Raw genomic sequence first — 17806 nt, 5'->3', positions numbered from 1 at the left:
GCCACGCGGCGGCCGGCCGCGCGGATCGTCCCGTTGCACTCGGAAGACACCCGAGAACACGACCGTGAGGTGGTTCGATGACGCGCCCAGACGACGAGTTTCCCCCGCTCGACGTCACGTCCACGCTCAACCTTGGCGCCATTGAGGATGCCATCGAGGGGCCGGACTCCGACGTGGTGCCCACCCGCGTGTCGGGCTCCCTCCCGCCCGGGACGGCCCTGCTCGCGGTGCGGCGCGGGCCGAATGCCGGCGCCCGCTTCCTGCTCGACCACGACGTCACCACCAGTGGCCGTCACCCGGACAGCGACATCTTCCTCGACGACGTGACGGTGTCCCGCCGCCACGCCGAGTTCCACCGCGAGGGCGGCACGTTCACGGTCCGCGACGTGGGCAGCCTCAACGGCACCTACGTCAACCGTGAGCGGGTCGAGGCCGCCACCCTGAGCAACGGCGACGAGGTGCAGATCGGCAAGTTCCGCCTCGTCTTCGTGGCAGGACCGCGGCCCGACGAGAGCTGAGGCGATGACCGGGGCGTCGGCGGCCGCCTGGAACTCACCGTCCCCGGGTGACGAGGTCACCCGGGGAGATCGTCTCATGAGCATCGGCGAGGTGCTCGCCCACCTGCGCGGGGACTTCCCCGACGTCACGATCTCCAAGCTGCGCTTCCTGGAGACCGAGGGGCTGGTCGAGCCGCGCCGCACGCCGGCCGGGTATCGCAAGTACACCTGGACGGACGTCGCCCGGCTGCGCTACGTGCTCACGGCGCAGCGCGACCAGTACCTCCCCCTGCGGGTGATTCGCGAGCATCTGGCGACGATGGGCGCCCCGCTGACCGAGGTGGGCCCGTCGACCCCCGAGCCGCCGATGGCGGAGGTGCGCCTCAGCCGCGACGAGTTGCTGTCGCGGTCGGGGCTCGACGAGATACTGCTGAAAACCCTCGAGGAGTACGGGCTCATCCGGGCCCGCAACGGCTACGACGCCGACGCCCTGGAGGTGGCCACCGCCGCCGCCCGGCTGGCCGAGTTCGGGGTGGAGCCGCGCCACCTGCGGGCGCAGCGGGCCGCGGCGGACCGCGAGATCGGCCTCTTCAGCCAGCTCGTCACGCCGCTGACCAGGCAGAACGGCCCCTCGGGCCGAGCCCGGGCAGCGGACACGGTCCACGAGCTCGCGGCGCTGACGCAGCGAGTGCATGCAGCTCTTGTACGGGCGGGATTGCGCGAAATTCTGGGCAAATGACCACTTTACACCCCGGCCCGACCGCCGCGCACGGCGTGAGCGGTGCGTACCGGCCGGCCCGGCCGGGCGCGGCGCCCGGTGTGCACCGGCCGGCCCGCGCGGGCGCCCTGACGGGCCCGGGTCGCCTCAGGGACCCGCGCGGCGCGCGCGGGCAGGGTGCCGGCGCGGAACTCGGCGTGGGCCTCGGCCCCAGGGACACGCCCGGCCCCAGCGACACGCGGGGCCTCACGGGCACGAGCCGCCTCAGGGACACGCCCGGCCTCACGGGCACGGGCGGTCTCGTGGGCGTCGAAGGCGCCGGTCGGCTCGGGTGGATGCCGGTGGTGGGCGCAGCGCTGTCGCCTGGGCGGTTCCTGTGGCCCCTCCCGGGCGCTGCGGGCGATCTTCGCCACTGCCCGGATCCCAGCGGCCTTGCGAGTGGCACGAGTGCGGGCGCGTCCGTGTACCGTGCAGGGAGAGGCAAGTCGACACGGAGGCGGCAGTGCGAGAGCTGAATGTGGTCGGAGTTCGCGTGGAGCTGCCAACCAATCAGCCCATCGTGTTGCTCAAGGAGGTCGACGGCGACCGCTACCTGCCGATCTGGATCGGCGCGGTGGAGGCGACGGCGATAGCCTATGAGCAGCAGGGGGTGAAGCCTGCCCGGCCCCTGACCCACGACCTGATGCGCGACATGCTCGCCGCACTGAAGACCCCGCTGCGCGCGGTCGAGATCGTGGAGATGCGCGACAACATCTTCTACGCGGAGCTCGTGATCGGCGACAACGTCCGCGTGTCGGCCCGCCCGAGCGACAGCATCGCCCTGGCCCTGCGAGTGGGCGCCCCGATCCGCTGCGCCGACCAGGTCCTGACCGAGGCCGCCATCGTCATCCCGGACGAGCAGGAGGACGAGGTCGAGAAGTTCCGCGAGTTCCTGGAGCAGGTCCGCCCGGAGGACTTCGCCGGCTGACCCAGCCGACCCGAACGGACCCGACTGCCCCGGCCACGATTCCTCCCCCGGCCACCCACCGGACCGCGCGGGCGTGGCATCCTGGCCACCACGGGAAACGACGCCGCTGGCTACGATGCCGCAGGCTCGCCGTCCGACAGAATCCGCGTACCCCACCCGCCGCGTGTCGGAGCCACCCGCGCTCGCTGCACCGTCCCGCCCGCACGCCGTTCTCCGCCCGCACGCCGCTCCCCGCGCACTTGAGCGCGGTGGCGAGAGAGAAGCGGGGCGGGGAACGGGCTGTGGGCGGGGAACGGGCTGTGGGCGGGGAACGGGCTCAGCACGCGCGAGGTGGCGCGAAGGTGAACCTGCGGTGGCGCGATGGGGAATGGGGCGCGCGAAGGCTGGCGCGGGGAAGCAAACCGCGGGCGGGAACGGGCTCACGGGGCGTGAGGTGACGTGAGCTGGTGCGTCCTCACATGGGCTTCTCACCTCCCGGCGGGGCCTGGATTCGTGGTGGGTGATGGTGGTGGGGTAGTCGGCGGGCGGAAGTTCGGGTGCGCGGGGGTTGGTGTTGGTTAGGGTCGGACGCGGCGGGTGGTTGGGGTGGATTGGCCCCGCTTCGGGTGACGCGCGCAGTGTGGGGTAGCACCAACACGCGGCGTGTCGCGGCGTTATCTCCCCGCAGACCCTCAAGGTGCGCTATAGGGTTGCGGGTGTTGACGCTGGAGGTGGGTCGCAATGCAACAGCCGCCCGATCCCGGGATACCTGGCCATGCCGTCGAACCGACTGACAGGCCGGCCGACATGATGCCCGGCACCCCCGCCGACGCGACGCCCGGCGGCCCCGCCGGCGGCGCCGGCCACGGTGGACCCACCGCAGGCACCGACCACGGCGGCCGCACCGGACCCGCCGGCCCCACGGCTGCTGCCGGGAGCTACGCGGCAGCCGGCGGAGAGCCCGGGAGTTACGGCGCAGCCGGAACAGGGGCCGGAAGTTACGCGGCAGCCGGCGGCAAGCACGAGAGCCACGACGCAGCCGGAACAGACGCCGGGAGTTACACGGCAGCCGGCGGAGAGCCCGCCAGTTACGGCGCAGCCGGAGCAGGGGGCGGCCCGACCGGTGGCGAGGCTGGATCACTCGGCGGCAGTGCCGGGTCGGCGATGTCCGGCAGTCCGACCCCCTCAGGGCCCATGATCTCGGGCAGCCCGGCCGACGCGGACGACGTCGGGTACCGGGGGCCGACCGCCTGCCACGCGGCGGGCATCAGCTACCGGCAGCTCGACTACTGGGCCCGCACCGGGCTCGTGGTGCCCAGCGTCCGGGACGCGGCAGGGTCGGGTAGCCAGCGGCTGTACTCCTTCCGGGACATCGTCGTACTCAAGGTCGTCAAGCGCCTCCTCGACGCTGGGGTCTCGCTCCAGAACATCCGCAAGGCGATCGACACGCTCCGCTCGCGCGGCGTCGGTGACCTGGCCGGGATCACGCTCATCTCGGACGGGACGACCGTCTACGAGTGCCGGTCCCCCGAGGAGGTCGTCGACCTCCTGCAGGGCGGGCAGGGCGTGTTCGGCATCGCGATCTCGGGCGCGTTCAAGGAGATCGAGGGCACCCTCTCGCACCTCCCGGCGGAGGCCGCGACGGCGGCCGACGAGCTGCCCACCGCCCCCGCCAGCGCACCGGCCGGCGGCTTCCCGGCCGGCGACGAGCTTGCCATGCGCCGCGCCCGCCGCCGCGCCGGCTGACCCACGCACGACCCACCCGCACGCCGGTCGATGAACGCTCATCGGCCGGCGTTCGCGTTTCCCCAGCAGCGCAGCCGCGGCCCGGCGCGGGCGGAGGGTCGCCGGGCTCGACTGCCTGATCGGCGGGCGGCGGCGCGGGCCGGACGATCGGACCAGGCGGTCGAGGGCCCGGGGCTGCCGCTGCCGGGCCGGACAGCGGCTCGCCGATCAGGACCGGCGCCACGGGCGAGGGCGGTGCCCCCGAGCGAGCCGACGAGGCCGGCGGGGCTGACGAGGGCGACGGAACCGGCGGCGCCGATGGAACCGACGAGGCCGACGGAACCGGCGGAGCCGACGGGGCGGACCGACGGCGGGAGCGGGCGTCGGCGGCCGCCATCGCCCGCTCCACGTCCCGCTGGCGGGCCTCCAGGTCCGCGTGGGCCAGCTTCATCGCGTGCCGGGCGTGCAGCCCCCGGCGGCGGGACGCGGTGAACTCGGACTGCACGGCCCGGCGGGCCGCCCGGCGGCGCTGCCACGCGGCCGTGGACTCGGCCAGGCGGGCCGACCAGTCGAGCTCCCACCGATCATCCATGACCCGACCTTAGAACACCCGTACGACAATTTCCGGGGAATCGGCGAGGACCGCCATGGCCGGAAAGGTGGGATCCACGGCGTTGTGGCCGGCCGCCCGCCGCGGTGAGGATGGACAGCGTGCAGGACGTCGTGATTGTGGCGTTTGACGGGGTGCAGAGCCTGGACGTCACCGGGCCGCTCGAAGTCTTCGCCGGGGCCAACGTCGGGGTTCCCGGCACCTACCGGATCACGGTCGGCAGCGTCGGGAGGCGCCCCGTCGCCACCTCCAGCGGCCTGCGGATCCTCCCCGACGCCGACCTCGACGACATCCCCAGGGCCGACCTCATCGTCATCCCCGGCGGCACCGGCACCCGGCACGGCCAGGACGACGTCGCGGCCTGGCTCCGCGACCGCGCCCCCGCCGCCCGCCGGATCATGGCCGTCTGCACCGGAGCATTCATCCTCGGCGATGCCGGCCTCCTCGACGGGCGGCAGGCGACCACCCACTGGGACCACTGCGCCGCGCTCGCGCGGCAGCACACGAGCACCCGGGTCGACCCCGACCCGATCTTCGTGCGGGACGGCAACATCGCCACCTCGGCCGGGGTCACCGCCGGCATCGACCTCGCCCTCGCGCTCGTCGAGGAGGACCTCGGCCGCCGCACCGCCCTCCAGATCGCCCGGCATCTCGTCATGTTCCTGCGCAGGCCGGGCGGCCAGCGCCAGTTCAGCGTCCAGCTCCGCGCCCAGCTCGCCGAGCACGACAACATCCGCGAGGTCCAGCAGTACATCGTCGAACGGCCGGACACGGACCTCTCGATCAAGGCCCTGGCGGAGCTGGCCCGGCTCTCCGAACGCCAGTTCACCCGCACCTTCACGAAGGAGGTCGGCGTCTCCCCCGGCCGGTACGTCGACCAGGCCCGCCTCGAGGCCGCCCGCAGACGGCTCGAGGACACCCGCGACGGCATCGAACAGGTCGCCAGGGCGTGCGGCTACGGCACGCCCGAGGCCATGCGCCGCGCGTTCGTCAAGGAGCTGGGCGTCGCCCCACTCGACTACAGGGAGCGTTTCCGATGCGCATTGTGATCGTGTTGTACCCCAGGATGACCGCCCTGGACGCCGTCGGCCCGTACGAGGTGCTGTCCCGGCTGCCCGGCGCGGACCTCGTCCTCGCGGGCCACGACAGGGGCCCGGTCGGCACCGACACCGGCATGCTCACCCTCCACGCCGACGAGCAGCTGGCGAACATCGACACTGCCGACATCGTCGTCGTCCCCGGCGGCCCGGACATCACCGACCAGCAGAACGACCGGAGGCTCCACGAGTGGCTCCGGGCCGTCGACCCCACCACCACCTGGACCGCCTCGGTCTGCACCGGCTCGCTCATCCTCGGCGCCGCCGGGCTCCTGCAGGGCCGCGACGCCACCAGCCACTGGCTCACGCTGGACGAGCTCACCAAGCACGGCGCCGTCCCCAAGCGGGACCGTGTCGTCAGGGACGGCAAGTACGCCACCGCCGCGGGCGTCTCGGCCGGCATCGACCTCGGCCTCACCCTCGCCGCCGAGATCGCCGGCCCGCAGGTCGCCATGGGCATCCAGCTCGCCATCGAGTACGACCCCGAGCCGCCGTTCGACGCCGGCTCGCCCGGGAAGGCCCCGCAGGCGGTGACCGCGTTCCTGAAGGCGAACGAGCAGCTGGTCCTGCGAAGATGAGCGCATGGCATTCCGCGGCTGGAAGGTCGACGCGCTGGAGTTCTACGAGGGGCTCGAGGCCGACAACTCCAAGACCTACTGGACGAGGCACAAGGACGTCTACGACGAGCAGGTGCGCGGCCCGATGACCGAGCTGCTCGCCGAGCTGGAGCCGGAGTTCGGCCCGGCGAAGATCTTCCGGCCGTACCGCGACGTGCGGTTCAGCGCCGACAAGTCCCCCTACAAGACCAGTTGCGCGGCCTCGTTCGAGCGGGGCGGCTACGTCCAGCTGACGGCCCACGGCCTGGCGGCGGGCATCGGCATCTACATGATGGACCCGCCGCAGCTGCAGAAGTACCGCCAGGCCGTGGCAGGCAGCGCCGGCGAGCAGCTCCAGGCGATCGTCGACGAGCTCACCAAGGACTACGGCGTCACGTCACGCGAGCAGCTCAAGTCGGTGCCCCGCGGCTTCGACAAGGAGCACCCGCGGGCCGAACTACTGCGGCACAAGGGCCTCATCGCCTGGCACCAGTTCCCGCTCAGGCCCTGGCTCGGCACCGCCAAGGCGAAGGACCACCTGGTGACGTTCTACCGGGCCTGCAACCCCCTCCAGGAGTGGCTGCAGGCCCACGCGGCCTAGCGCCGCTCGACGGCGGCCATCACCACGTCGAACTGGTCGGTGCGCAGCAGGCCCTCGTCGCGCAGCGCCTCCCGGGCCGCGGACGCGCCGGCCTGCCAGGCGGCCTCGTGCGCGGCCTCGGCCGCCTCGGTGAGCGAGCCGACCGGCACCGTGGGCGCGTCGGCGAGCAGGTTGCCCGCCGGCACGAACACGACCGGGCGGCCGCCGCCGACCAGGGCCGCCTCGCGCCGCGCCTCGAAGGCCGGGGCCTCGTCGACCGCGGTGCCGTAGATGGCGGCGGTGCGGGCGGCGATCGCGTGCCACGAATGCCGCTCGCGCACCATCTCCCGGGCGCGGGAGGCCAGGGTCTGGGCGAGCAGCGGGTCGGCGAGCAGCGCTCCCACGGCCTCGGCCAGCGCGTCGGGCTCGCCGACCGGGAAGCGCACGCCGGTGACGCCGTGCTCGACGATCGAGGCGAGACCTCCGGTCGAGGCGACGACGAGCGCGGCGCCGGACGCCGCGGCCTCCAGGGCGACGGTGCCGGTCGGCTCGTAGCGGGCGGGCAGGACGAACGCGTCGGCGGCGGCGAGCACGGCGGCCAGGGTGCGGTGGTCGAGCCGGCCGGGGAAGCTCACCGCCCGGTGCAGCTTGAGCCGGCGGGTCTCCTCGATGAGCGCGCCACGGTAGTCGCCCTCGCCGACGACGACGGCGCGGGTGCCGGGGTGCCGCTCGCGGATCGCCGGGAGCGCGGCCAGCAGGTCCTGGACGCCCTTCTCCTCGACGAGGCGCCCGGCGTAGGCCAGCAGCGGCCCCTCGCCCGCGAACCGCAGCCGCGCCGACAGCACGGCCCGCGGCGGGGCGGTCCACACGTCGGGGTCGATGCCGTTGGGCACCACGTCGACCCGCTCGGCGGGGACGTCGAAGAGGTGCTGGACCTCCCACCGCAGGTACTCGGTGGGGACGATCACCCGGCAGGCCTCCGACCCGAGCCACCACTCGACGGAGTGCACCGAGCGGCTGGTGTCGCCCGGGAGGTACCCCCGGTGCCGCCCGGCCTCGGTGGCCTGCAGCGACGCGACGATCGGGATCCCGAAGCGCTCCTTGAGCGTGACGGCCGCATGCGTGACCAGCCACCCGTGCGCGTGGATCACGTCGTAGCCCTCCGGCGGGGCGGACGCGACCGCCGCCTCGACCAGCAGGTGGTTGACGGCCATCGTGTGGGCCAGGCCCGAGTCACCGTCGAGGGCCTCGGCGTGCACGACGCGGACCCCGTGCTGGGACTGCGCGGCGCCGGCCCGCGTGACGACGGTGACGTCATGTCCGGCCGCGACGAGCGCCGCGGCCACATAGGTAGGCGGAACGGTCCAGGCGATCATCAATACGCGCATAGCGGATACCCCTCGTCGCCGACTGTCACCGTAGCGCGTTCCGGCGCTTGCGCGGACCGGCTTCACGGGCCATTTTCATCTTTCCCGCCGGTGCGGGTTCTGCACCCTGCAATTTGCGGTTCTGCCTGATGACAGCACGTGCGTGCAGCACCGCGGCGACCGATCGGGCCGAGAACGGCGCGCCGGTCGCCCGGTGCGGTGCGTCACCCTCCGCGATCTCGCTCACCGACCCGAGACCGCACTCGCCCAAATGTGCCTCAACGGCGGCCAGGGTCGTATCCACCGGAAGGCCGGCGGCGCACCGCGCGTCGACATACGGCCCGAGCAGCCACACCCATGCGGTGCCCTGGTGGTAGGCCGTGTCGCGGGGGATCACCCCGCCCCGGTGGCTGCCGTGGTACCCGAACTCGGCCGGCGCCAGGGTGCGCAGGCCGAGCGGGGTCAGCAGGGTCGCGCCGACCGCCCGCAGCACGTGCTCGCGCAGGTGCGGCTCGTCGGCGCCGGGCGCGTACGGCAGGCTGAACGCGAGCAGCTGGTTGGGGCGCAGCACCGGGTCGTCGTGCTCGCTGCCGCCGCCCTTCGGGTACGGCGCCGGGCGCGCGTCGACGACGTCGAAGAGCCAGCCGTCGGGCGCGCGGAAGCGCTTCACGACCTGGGCCCGCACCGCGTCGCGGCGGGCCTGCACCACGGAGGCGTCCCGGCCGCAGCGCTCCCGCAGCGCGCAGACGGCGCCGAGGGCGTTGGCCCACAGCGCGTTGAGCTCGACCGGCTTGCCGTCGCGCGGGGTGACCGGCCCGCGCGGGAACCGGGCGTTCATCCAGGTCAGGCCCGAGTGGTCGGCGTCGATGACGAGGAGCCCGTCGGCGGGGTCGACGCCGACGCCGTCGCGGGTGCCCTTGGTGTAGGCCGCGACGACGTTCTCGACCGCCGGGAGCAGCTCGGCGGCCAGTTCGGCGTCGTCGGTGTGCGCGACGTGCCGCTCGACGGCGTGGACGTACCACAGCGGCCCGTCGGCGTCGCCGAGCTCGTGGGAGCGCATCCGCTCGCCGAGGCCGGCGTTGGCCCGCAGCAGCCGGCGGCCCTCGGCGTGCCGCCCGGTGTGCAGGAACAGCCCCTCGTAAGCGGTCATGGTGTCCCGCAGGTAGCTGCCGAACCAGGGGTAGCCGGCGATCACGTCCGGCGCGCCGTCGCGGGTCACGATGAACTGGTCGGCGGCGAGCACGAGGGCCTTGTCGACGGCGTCGCGCGATCCCGCCGCCCGCAGCAGCTTGCGGGCCCGCCGGCGGGCGTTGTCGACGGTGAGCCGGGCGTCGGGCGCGGGAAGGTCGTCCGAGCACGCCACGACGCCGGCGGACTCCCCCGCCGCGAGCGTGGCGGTGAAGGCGCCGGCGGCCCACAGGTCCTCGACGGCGTTGAGCCCGCGGGCGGCCTCCTCGCGGGCGTACGCGCCGAGGTACCACTCCCCGATCGGCCGGAAGCCGGGGCCGTGCACGCGGTAGGCCCCCTCGACCTCGATGCCCTCGTCGACGATCACCACCTCGGGCGAGGCGGACGTCCGGTCGCGTTCGGCGTCGGCGTCACGCCAGGTGCACAGCGCGGTGAGGGCCAGATCGACGGTGGCGCCGGGCGGCGCGCTCACCAGGCGGTGGGTGACGGCGACGGCGTTGCGGCCGTGGACCATCGCGACCTCGCGCTCGAGCACGAACTCGCCGATCCGCCAGCGCCACCGCGGTACACCATCCGCCAGCTCGAACTGCTCGAGGTGATGGTGGCCGGCGGGGTTCAGCGCCCCCGACGCCCACTCGTGCACTGCGAGCCGCACGGTCGTGCCGCCGGGCAGGGTCAGCACCGGGTCCAGCCCGGCGAGCGCGAGGCGGCGGTCCGGGGTCACGAGGAGGCCGTGGTACCGCCGGGTGCGCAGTCCCGCGACGGTGCCGGTCGCGTATCCCCCGAGGCCGTCGGTGACCAGCCACTCCGCCTCGAATCCCGCGGCTGTCGCGCAGGCATGCGGACCGAAGGTCATCACCGATCCTGGGGGCATGTGCCCAACTATGATCCGAACCCCTTTGCTTCAAACCCGCGCCACGACGGAATTCGCCGGAGATTCATCCTGAAACGCTGTCGGATAGCCGACCGGGAACCCGGCACGATTCATTATCGAGTGCGGTGGGCATATGGCAGCCAGCTTCACGCGTACCCGCGCGTGAACTTTCGACGCACGTAACACGGTGGCAACGACAAGGGGCGGACATGCAGGTTTGGCCGGGCAACCGGTACCCGTTGGGCGCGACCTACGACGGCCAGGGGACCAACTTCGCCATCTTCAGCGAGGTCGCCAAGTCCGTCGAGCTGTGCCTCTTCGACGACCACGACGTCGAGGAGCGCATCCGGCTGGTCGAGGTCGACGCCTTCGTGTGGCACGCCTATCTGCCGGGGGTCGAGCCCGGCCAGCGGTACGGGTTCCGGGTCGACGGGCCCTACGACCCGGCCCGGGGGCTGCGCTGCAACCCGCACAAGCTGCTGCTGGACCCGTACGCGAAGGCGATCGACGGGGACATCAACTGGGACCCGGCGGTGTACGGGTACGACTTCAACGACCCGGAGCAGATGTCGACGGCCGACTCGGCGCCGTTCATGCCGAAGGCGGTCGTGGTCAACCCGTACTTCGACTGGGGCAACGACGCCGCGCCCCGCGTGCCCTACCACCACACCGTGGTCTACGAGGCGCACGTGAAAGGCCTGACGATGCGCCACCCCGACGTGCCCGACGAGCTGCGCGGCACGTACGCCGGCATCGGCCACCCGGCCATCGTCGAGCACCTCAAACGCCTCGGTATCACCGCCCTGGAGCTGTTGCCGGTGCACCACTTCGTGCACGACCAGCGCCTCGTCGAGCTCGGCCTGTCGAACTACTGGGGCTACAACACGATCGGCTTCTTCGCCCCGTACCACGGCTACGCCCGCCGGCACCGCGGCCAGCAGGTCCAGGAGTTCCGCGGCATGGTGAAGGCGCTGCACGCGGCCGGCATCGAGGTGATCCTCGACGTGGTCTACAACCACACCGCCGAGGGCAACCACCTCGGCCCGACGCTGAGCTTCCGCGGCCTGGACAACGGCCACTACTACAAGCTCGAGGACGACGACAACCGGTACTACACCGACTACACCGGCACCGGGAACAGCCTGAACGTGCGCAACCCGCACTCGCTGCAGCTGGTCATGGACTCGCTGCGGTACTGGGTGACGGAGATGCGCGTCGACGGCTTCCGCTTCGACCTCGCCTCCACCCTGGCCCGCGAGTTCTACGAGGTCGACCGCCTGTCGACGTTCTTCGAGGTCGTCCAGCAGGACCCGGTGGTCAATCAGGTGAAGCTCATCGCCGAGCCGTGGGACGTCGGGCCGGGCGGCTACCAGGTCGGCAACTTCCCGCCGCTGTGGACGGAGTGGAACGGCCGGTTCCGCGACACGGTCCGCGACTTCTGGCGCGGCGAGCCGGCCACGCTCGGCGAGTTCGCGTCGCGGATCTGCGGCTCGGCCGACCTGTACCAGGACGACGGCCGCCGCCCGTTCGCCAGCATCAACTTCGTCACCTGCCACGACGGCTTCACGCTCAACGACCTGGTCTCCTACAACGAGAAGCACAACGAGGCCAACACCGAGGACAACCGCGACGGGGAGAGCCACAACCGGTCGTGGAACTGCGGCGTCGAGGGCCCGACCGACGACCCGCAGGTCCTCTCGCTGCGGGCGAAGCAGCGGCGCAACTTCCTGACCACGCTGATGCTGTCGCAGGGGGTGCCGATGATCTGCGCCGGCGACGAGCTGGGCCGCACCCAGCACGGCAACAACAACGCCTACTGCCAGGACAACGAGGTCAGCTGGGTCGACTGGGACACGGTCGACGAGCAGCTGCTCGCGTTCACCCGCGGCCTGGCGCTCTTCCGCGAGCGGCACCGGGTGTTCCGCCGCCGCCGGTTCTTCACCGGCCGGCCGGTCGCCCGCGCCGACTCGGCGGCCATCCCCGACGTGGCCTGGTTCGCCACCGACGGGCGGCAGATGACCGAGGAGGACTGGGACAACCACTTCGGCAGGGCGCTGATGCTGTTCGTCAACGGCGAGTCGATCACCGAGCGGGGCTCCCACGGCGAGCGGCACATCGACGACTCGTTCCTGCTGTGCTTCAACGCCCACTCCGATCCGGTCGACTTCGTGATCCCGACCCAGGAGTACGGCAAGGAGTGGGAGCTGGTCATCGCGACCGCGACCGGGCCGGCCCGCGACGGCGTCTCCTACACCGCCGGCGGCACGCTCACGGTCCCCGACCGCTCGCTCGTCGTGCTGGACCGGACGGTCTGATGGTCCCGTCCGCGACGTACCGGGTCCAGGTCCGGCCGGACTTCGGCCTCGACGCCACCGCCGGGCTCGCCGGCTACCTGCGCGACCTCGGCGTGAGCCATCTCTACTCGGCGCCGCTGCTGGCCGCGACGCCCGGCTCGCCGCACGGCTACGACGTGGTCGACCCGCGGCTGGTGAACCCCGAGCTGGGCGGGGCGGCCGCCCTCGACCGGCTCGCCGGGGCGCTGCGCGCGCAGGGGCTCGGCCTGGTCGCCGACATCGTGCCGAACCATGTGGGGCTGTTCCAGCCCGCGGCGAACCCGATGTGGTGGGACGTTCTCGCGCGCGGGCGGTGCTCGGAGTACGCCACCTGGTTCGACATCGACTGGGACGCCGGCCCGCTCGTGGTGCCCGTCCTCGGCGGTGAGTCGCTCGACGACCTGCGGGTCGAGGACGGCGAGCTGCGCTACTTCGAGCACCGCTTCCCGATCGCCGAGGGCACGGCGGGCGGGACGCCGCAGGAGGTGCATCTGCGGCAGCATTACCGGCTGGTGTACTGGCGGGAGGCCAACGAGCGGCTGAACTACCGGCGCTTCTTCGCCGTGACCGAGCTGGCCGGCGTGCGGGTGGAGGACCCGGCGGTCTTCGACGCCACGCACGCCGAGATCCTGCGATGGGTCCGCGACGGGCTGGTCGACGGCATCCGGGTCGACCATCCGGACGGCCTGCGCGACCCCGGCGGCTATCTCGCCCGCCTCCGCGCCGCCGCCCCGGGCGTGTGGCTGCTCGTCGAGAAGATCCTCGAGAACGGCGAGCCGCTGCCGTCGTGGCCGGTCGACGGCACCACCGGCTACGACGCCCTCGCCGAGGTCTGCGGCCTGTTCGTCGCGGCCCGGACCGACCCCGGCGACTGGCCGCAGGAGGCGCACGCGCAGAAGCTCGACGTGACCCGGCGCCTCTTCCAGGCCGAGCTGCACCGCCTCGGCCGGATCAGCGACCCCGCCTGGGAGGAGCGCCTCGCCGAGCTCGCCGCGTGCTTCGACGTCTATCGCACGTACCTGCCGTACGGCCGGGAGCACCTGGACGCCGCGCTGGACGAGGTCCGCCGCCGGCGCCCCGACCTCGACTTCGACCCGCTGCTGCCCCGCCTGAGCGACCCGGCCGACGAGCTGTGCGCACGCTTCCAGCAGCTCACCGGCGCCGTCATGGCCAAGGGCGTCGAGGACACGGCGATGTACCGCTGGAACCGCTGCATCGCCCTGAACGAGGTCGGCGGGGACCCGTCCCGGTTCGGCGTGCCGCCGTCCGAGTTCCACACGGCCGCGGCCCGCCGGCAGGCGCAGTGGCCGGCGACGATGACCACGCTGTCGACCCACGACACCAAGCGCGGCGAGGACGTGCGGGCCCGCCTGGCCGTGCTCACCGAACTGCCGGACGAGTGGGCGGCCGCGGTCACCCGCTGGCGGGCGGTGGCGCCGCTGCCCGACCCGTCGTTCGAGGACCTGTTCTGGCAGACGGTCGCCGGGGCCTGGCCGATCGAGCGGGACCGGCTGAGCGCCTACTTCGTCAAGGCGGCGCGGGAGGCGAACCGCTCGACGTCGTGGAGCGACCCGTCGGCGCCGTTCGAGGCGGCGGTCGAGGCCGCGCTCGACCGCGTCTTCGGCGAGCTGCGCGACGACGTCACCGCGTTCGCCGCCGCGATCACCCCGTTCGGCTGGAGCAACGCGCTGGGCCAGAAGCTGCTCCAGCTCACGATGCCCGGGATTCCCGACGTGTACCAGGGCAGCGAGCTCTGGGAGAACTCGCTCGTCGACCCGGACAACCGGCGGCCGGTCGACTTCGCCGAGCGGCGCGACCTGCTGACGGCCCTCGACAGCAGCCCGGTGCTGCCGCCGGTCGACGTGTCCGGGGCGGTGAAGCTGCTCGTCGTCAGCCGGGCGCTGCGGCTGCGGCGGGACCGGCCGGAGCTGTTCCTGGGGTACGCGCCGGTGCCGGCGACCGGACCCGCGGCCGGGCACGCCGTCGCGTTCGACCGGGGCGGGGCGGTGGCCGTGGCGACGCGGCTGCCGGTGACCCTCGCCGCCGCCGGCGGGTGGGGCGACACGGCGCTGGAGCTGCCGCCCGGCGCCTGGCACGACGTCCTGACCGACCGGCCCGTCACGATGCCCGAACTGGGCGGGCTGCTCGACACGTATCCGGTGGCACTGCTGGTGAGGGGCTGAGCGTGGAGTTCCGGGTGTGGGCGCCGTCGGCGCGGCGGGTGTCGCTGCGGGTCGACGGGCGGACGGTGCCGATGGCCGCCGCGGACGGGGGCTGGCACACGGCGACCGACGAGGCGGCCGGGCACGGCAGCGACTACGGCTTCCTGCTCGACGCCCCTGACTCCGCCGGCTCGCCAGGTAGCGCGCCGCCGCTGCCCGATCCGCGCTCCCGCTGGCAGCCCGACGGCGTGCACGGGCTGAGCCGGGTCTACGACCATGCCCGGTTCGCGTGGGGCGACGCGGCGTGGACCGGCCGGCAGCTGCCCGGCAGCGTCGTCTACGAGCTGCACGTCGGCACGTTCACCCCGGCCGGGACGTTCGACGCCGCCGTCGAGCGCCTGCCGTACCTGGTGGAGCTCGGCGTCGACCTGGTCGAGCTGCTGCCCGTCAACACCTTCAACGGCGAGTGGAACTGGGGCTACGACGGCGTCGGCTGGCACGCGGTGCAGGAGTCGTACGGCGGGCCCGACGGGCTGAAGCGGTTCGTCGACGCCGCGCACCGGGCCGGCCTCGGCGTGGTCATCGACGCGGTCTACAACCACTTCGGCCCGTCCGGCGCGTACACCCCGCGGTTCGGCCCCTACCTGTCGGGCGGCGCGAACACGTGGGGCCGGTCGCTGAACCTCGACGAGGCCGACTCGGGCGAGGTCCGCCGGTTCATCATCGACAGCGCGCTGCAGTGGCTGCGCGACTACCACGCCGACGGGCTGCGGCTCGACGCCGTCCACGCGCTGGTCGACCGCGGCGCCACCCACCTGCTGGAGGAGCTCGCCGTCGAGGTCGACGCGCTGTCGACGGCGCTCGGCCGGCCGCTGTCGCTGATCGCCGAGTCCGACCTCAACGACGCCAGGCTGATCACGGCCCGGGAGGGCGCCGGCTACGGGCTGCACGCCCAGTGGGACGACGACGTCCACCACGCGCTGCACGCCATGCTCACCGGCGAGCGCCAGGGGTACTACGGCGACTTCGGCTCTCCCACGTGCTTCGCCACGGTCTGGCAGGCGGCGTTCTGGCACGCCGGGACCTGGTCGTCGTTCCGGCGCCGGGTCCACGGCCGGCCGGTCGACCGGGCCCGCATCCCCGGCCACCGGTTCGTGGTGTGCCTGCAGAACCACGACCAGATCGGCAACCGCGCCACCGGCGACCGGCTCACCGCGTCGCTCTCCCCCGGCCTGCTGCGGGTGGGTGCGACCCTGCTGCTGACCTCCCCGTTCACGCCGATGCTGTTCATGGGCGAGGAGTTCGGCGCGCGTACCCCCTGGCAGTTCTTCACCAGCCACCCGGAGCCCGAGCTGGCCGCGGCGGTCGCCACGGGCCGCCGCAGCGAGTTCGCCGAGCACGGCTGGCCGCCCGGTGACGTGCCGGACCCGCAGGACCCGGCGACGTTCCACCGCTCCAAGCTGGACTGGGCGGCGCAGGACGCGGACCTGCTGGCGCTGTACCGCGCGCTGATCCGGCTGCGGAAGGACGTCGCGGACCTGTCGGACCCGCGCCTCGACCGGGTCCGGGTCGTCCACGACGACGGGGTGCTGCTGATCTCGCGCGGGGCGCACACGGTGATCGCGAACCTGACGCCCGACCCGCGGACGCTGCCCGTGTCGGCCGAGTGCTTCCTGCTCACGACCGACCCGTCCGCCGTGGTGCAGGGCGACTCGGTCACCGTACCGGGCGAGTCGGCGGTCATCCTCTGACGGCTTGACTTTCCGCGGCCCCGGGGCGTTAGATAACCAGGAGGTTAGATAACCGACTGGTGAGGTAACGTATGGTCACGGACCGACTCTCCACGACCTTTGCCGCACTCGCGGATCCCACCCGGCGGGCGATCCTCGCCCGGCTCACGCGGGGCGAGGCCACGGTGAAGGAGCTGGCCGAGCCGTTCTCGATCAGCGGTCCGGCGATCTCCAAGCACCTGCGGGTGCTGGAGCAGGCCGGGCTGATCTCGCGCGGCCGTGACGCACAGTGGCGGCCGTGCCGCCTCGAGGCCGCGCCGCTGCGCGAGGTGGCCGCGTTCACCGAGGAGTACCGGCGGTTCTGGGACGAGAGCTACACCCGGCTGGACGCCTACCTGCAGCTGCTGCAGGACGATGTGAAGGAGCCGCACGATGACCACTGAGCTCGGCGTCACCGAGTTCGACCTGCCCAACGACCTGGAGATCCGGATCGTCCGGACGGTCGCCGCGCCCCGCCGGCTGGTGTTCGACGTGCACACCCGCCCCGAGCACCTGCCGAAATGGATGGTCGGGCCGCCCGGCTGGACCATGCCCGTCTGCGAGATCGACCTGCGGCCCGGCGGGCGGTTCCGGTATGTCTGGCGCTCGGCGGCCGGCGAGGAGCTGACCATCACCGGGACCTTCGAGCAGGTCATCCGGCCCGACCGGCTGGTCAGCACCGAGGGCTGGAGCGACGGCGACTGGCCGGAGACCCGCAACACGGTGACGTTCACCGAGCACGACGGGCGCACGACGATCACGACCACGGTCCGGTATCCGTCGCAGGAGGCCCGGGACGCGGCGCTCGCCTCCGGCATGAAGGAGGGCATGGACGCCGGCTACGCGGGCCTCGACACGTACTTAGCGTCGATCGAGGTCGCGCCGGCCGTGCCGGCGATGCGGCTGGAGCTGGTCCCGGTGCCGGTCGCCGACGTCGACGCGGCCCTGGCGTTCTACGAGGGCAGGCTGGGCTTCGTCGTCGACCACGACGTGCAGCCGGGCAACGGGTCCCGGGTGACCCAGCTGACCCCGCCGGGGTCGGCGTGCTCGATCCTGCTGTACAAGGACCTGCCGGGGCTGGACCTGGCGCCGGGCACGCTGCGGGGCCTGCACCTGGTCGTCGACGACATCCACAAGTCGCGGGAGGTGCTGCTGGCCCGCGAGGTCGAGGTCGGCGGGGTCGACGACCTCGGCGGGATCCTCTACGCGGCGTTCAGCGACCCGGACGGCAACACCTGGCTGCTCCAGGAGATCCCGGCCGGCTCCCACCGTCCGGCCGACGACTAGCCGCAACGCCGTTCAGTTAGGCCGGTGAGTGGGTTGTCAAGGTTCGTCGGTGAGGAT

At 73.0% G+C, this 17806-nt stretch carries 14 protein-coding genes; 12 read left to right on the top strand and 2 right to left on the bottom strand.

The window, feature by feature from the left end:
- Positions 1-77 precede the first annotated feature (77 nt).
- The 7 genes from ABZS66_RS31915 to ABZS66_RS31885 all read left to right on the top strand — a co-directional run bounded on the left by ABZS66_RS31915 (position 78) and on the right by ABZS66_RS31885 (position 6790).
- Positions 78-518, top strand: a complete 441-nt coding sequence (locus ABZS66_RS31915; protein ID WP_354764168.1) for an FHA domain-containing protein — start codon at positions 78-80, stop codon at positions 516-518.
- A 76-nt stretch (positions 519-594) separates the two neighbouring features.
- Positions 595-1236, top strand: a complete 642-nt coding sequence (locus tag ABZS66_RS31910; RefSeq protein ID WP_354764221.1) for a MerR family transcriptional regulator — start codon at positions 595-597, stop codon at positions 1234-1236.
- 481 nt (positions 1237-1717) lie between these two features.
- Positions 1718-2182: a bifunctional nuclease family protein gene (locus tag ABZS66_RS31905; protein ID WP_190250199.1), complete on the top strand. Its 465-nt coding sequence runs from the start codon at positions 1718-1720 to the stop codon at positions 2180-2182.
- A gap of 1173 nt (positions 2183-3355) precedes the next feature.
- A complete protein-coding gene (locus tag ABZS66_RS31900; protein ID WP_354764166.1) occupies positions 3356-3907 on the top strand; it encodes a MerR family transcriptional regulator in 552 nt (183 codons plus the stop codon).
- Between the two features lie 690 nt (positions 3908-4597).
- Positions 4598-5545, top strand: a complete 948-nt coding sequence (locus ABZS66_RS31895) for a GlxA family transcriptional regulator (protein WP_354764164.1) — start codon at positions 4598-4600, stop codon at positions 5543-5545.
- On the top strand, positions 5533-6171 hold the full coding sequence (locus ABZS66_RS31890) for a DJ-1/PfpI family protein (protein WP_354764162.1): 639 nt from the start codon (positions 5533-5535) through the stop codon (positions 6169-6171). The genes ABZS66_RS31895 and ABZS66_RS31890 overlap by 13 nt, the downstream gene beginning before the upstream one ends.
- A gap of 4 nt (positions 6172-6175) precedes the next feature.
- Entirely contained in the window at positions 6176-6790 is a 615-nt protein-coding gene (locus tag ABZS66_RS31885) for a DUF2461 domain-containing protein (protein WP_354764160.1), read from the top strand.
- On the opposite strand, the gene ABZS66_RS31880 is transcribed toward ABZS66_RS31885, so the two are convergent.
- Positions 6787-8157 carry a glycosyltransferase family 4 protein gene (locus ABZS66_RS31880; protein WP_354764158.1) on the bottom strand — a complete coding sequence of 457 codons (1371 nt, stop codon included), beginning with the start codon at positions 8155-8157 and terminating at the stop codon, positions 6787-6789. The two genes, ABZS66_RS31885 and ABZS66_RS31880, sit on opposite strands and share 4 nt — an antisense overlap.
- 25 nt (positions 8158-8182) lie before the next feature.
- A complete protein-coding gene (locus ABZS66_RS31875) occupies positions 8183-10180 on the bottom strand; it encodes an amylo-alpha-1,6-glucosidase (protein ID WP_354764156.1) in 1998 nt (665 codons plus the stop codon).
- A gap of 227 nt (positions 10181-10407) precedes the next feature.
- On the opposite strand from ABZS66_RS31875, the gene glgX reads away from it, so the two are divergent.
- From glgX to ABZS66_RS31850, 5 genes are all read left to right on the top strand, one after another.
- Positions 10408-12513 carry a glycogen debranching protein GlgX gene (glgX, locus tag ABZS66_RS31870; RefSeq protein WP_354764154.1) on the top strand — a complete coding sequence of 702 codons (2106 nt, stop codon included), beginning with the start codon at positions 10408-10410 and terminating at the stop codon, positions 12511-12513.
- The gene (treY, locus tag ABZS66_RS31865; RefSeq protein WP_354764152.1) at positions 12513-14714 is read left to right on the top strand and encodes a malto-oligosyltrehalose synthase; all 2202 of its coding nucleotides are present in this window, start codon (positions 12513-12515) and stop codon (positions 14712-14714) included. The genes glgX and treY overlap by 1 nt, the downstream gene beginning before the upstream one ends.
- 2 nt (positions 14715-14716) lie before the next feature.
- Positions 14717-16444 carry a malto-oligosyltrehalose trehalohydrolase gene (treZ, locus tag ABZS66_RS31860; protein WP_354764150.1) on the top strand — a complete coding sequence of 576 codons (1728 nt, stop codon included), beginning with the start codon at positions 14717-14719 and terminating at the stop codon, positions 16442-16444.
- A 71-nt stretch (positions 16445-16515) separates the two neighbouring features.
- A complete protein-coding gene (locus ABZS66_RS31855) occupies positions 16516-16866 on the top strand; it encodes a metalloregulator ArsR/SmtB family transcription factor (RefSeq protein ID WP_354764148.1) in 351 nt (116 codons plus the stop codon).
- On the top strand, positions 16856-17749 hold the full coding sequence (locus tag ABZS66_RS31850; RefSeq protein WP_354764146.1) for an SRPBCC domain-containing protein: 894 nt from the start codon (positions 16856-16858) through the stop codon (positions 17747-17749). Before ABZS66_RS31855 ends, ABZS66_RS31850 begins: the two co-directional genes overlap by 11 nt.
- Positions 17750-17806 lie beyond the last annotated feature (57 nt).

This window comes from Dactylosporangium sp. NPDC005572 (genome assembly GCF_040605515.1).
Classification (GTDB): domain Bacteria; phylum Actinomycetota; class Actinomycetes; order Mycobacteriales; family Micromonosporaceae; genus Dactylosporangium.
Note: the sequence above shows the minus strand (reverse complement) of the source record. Positions and strands in the feature narration are given on the sequence as shown.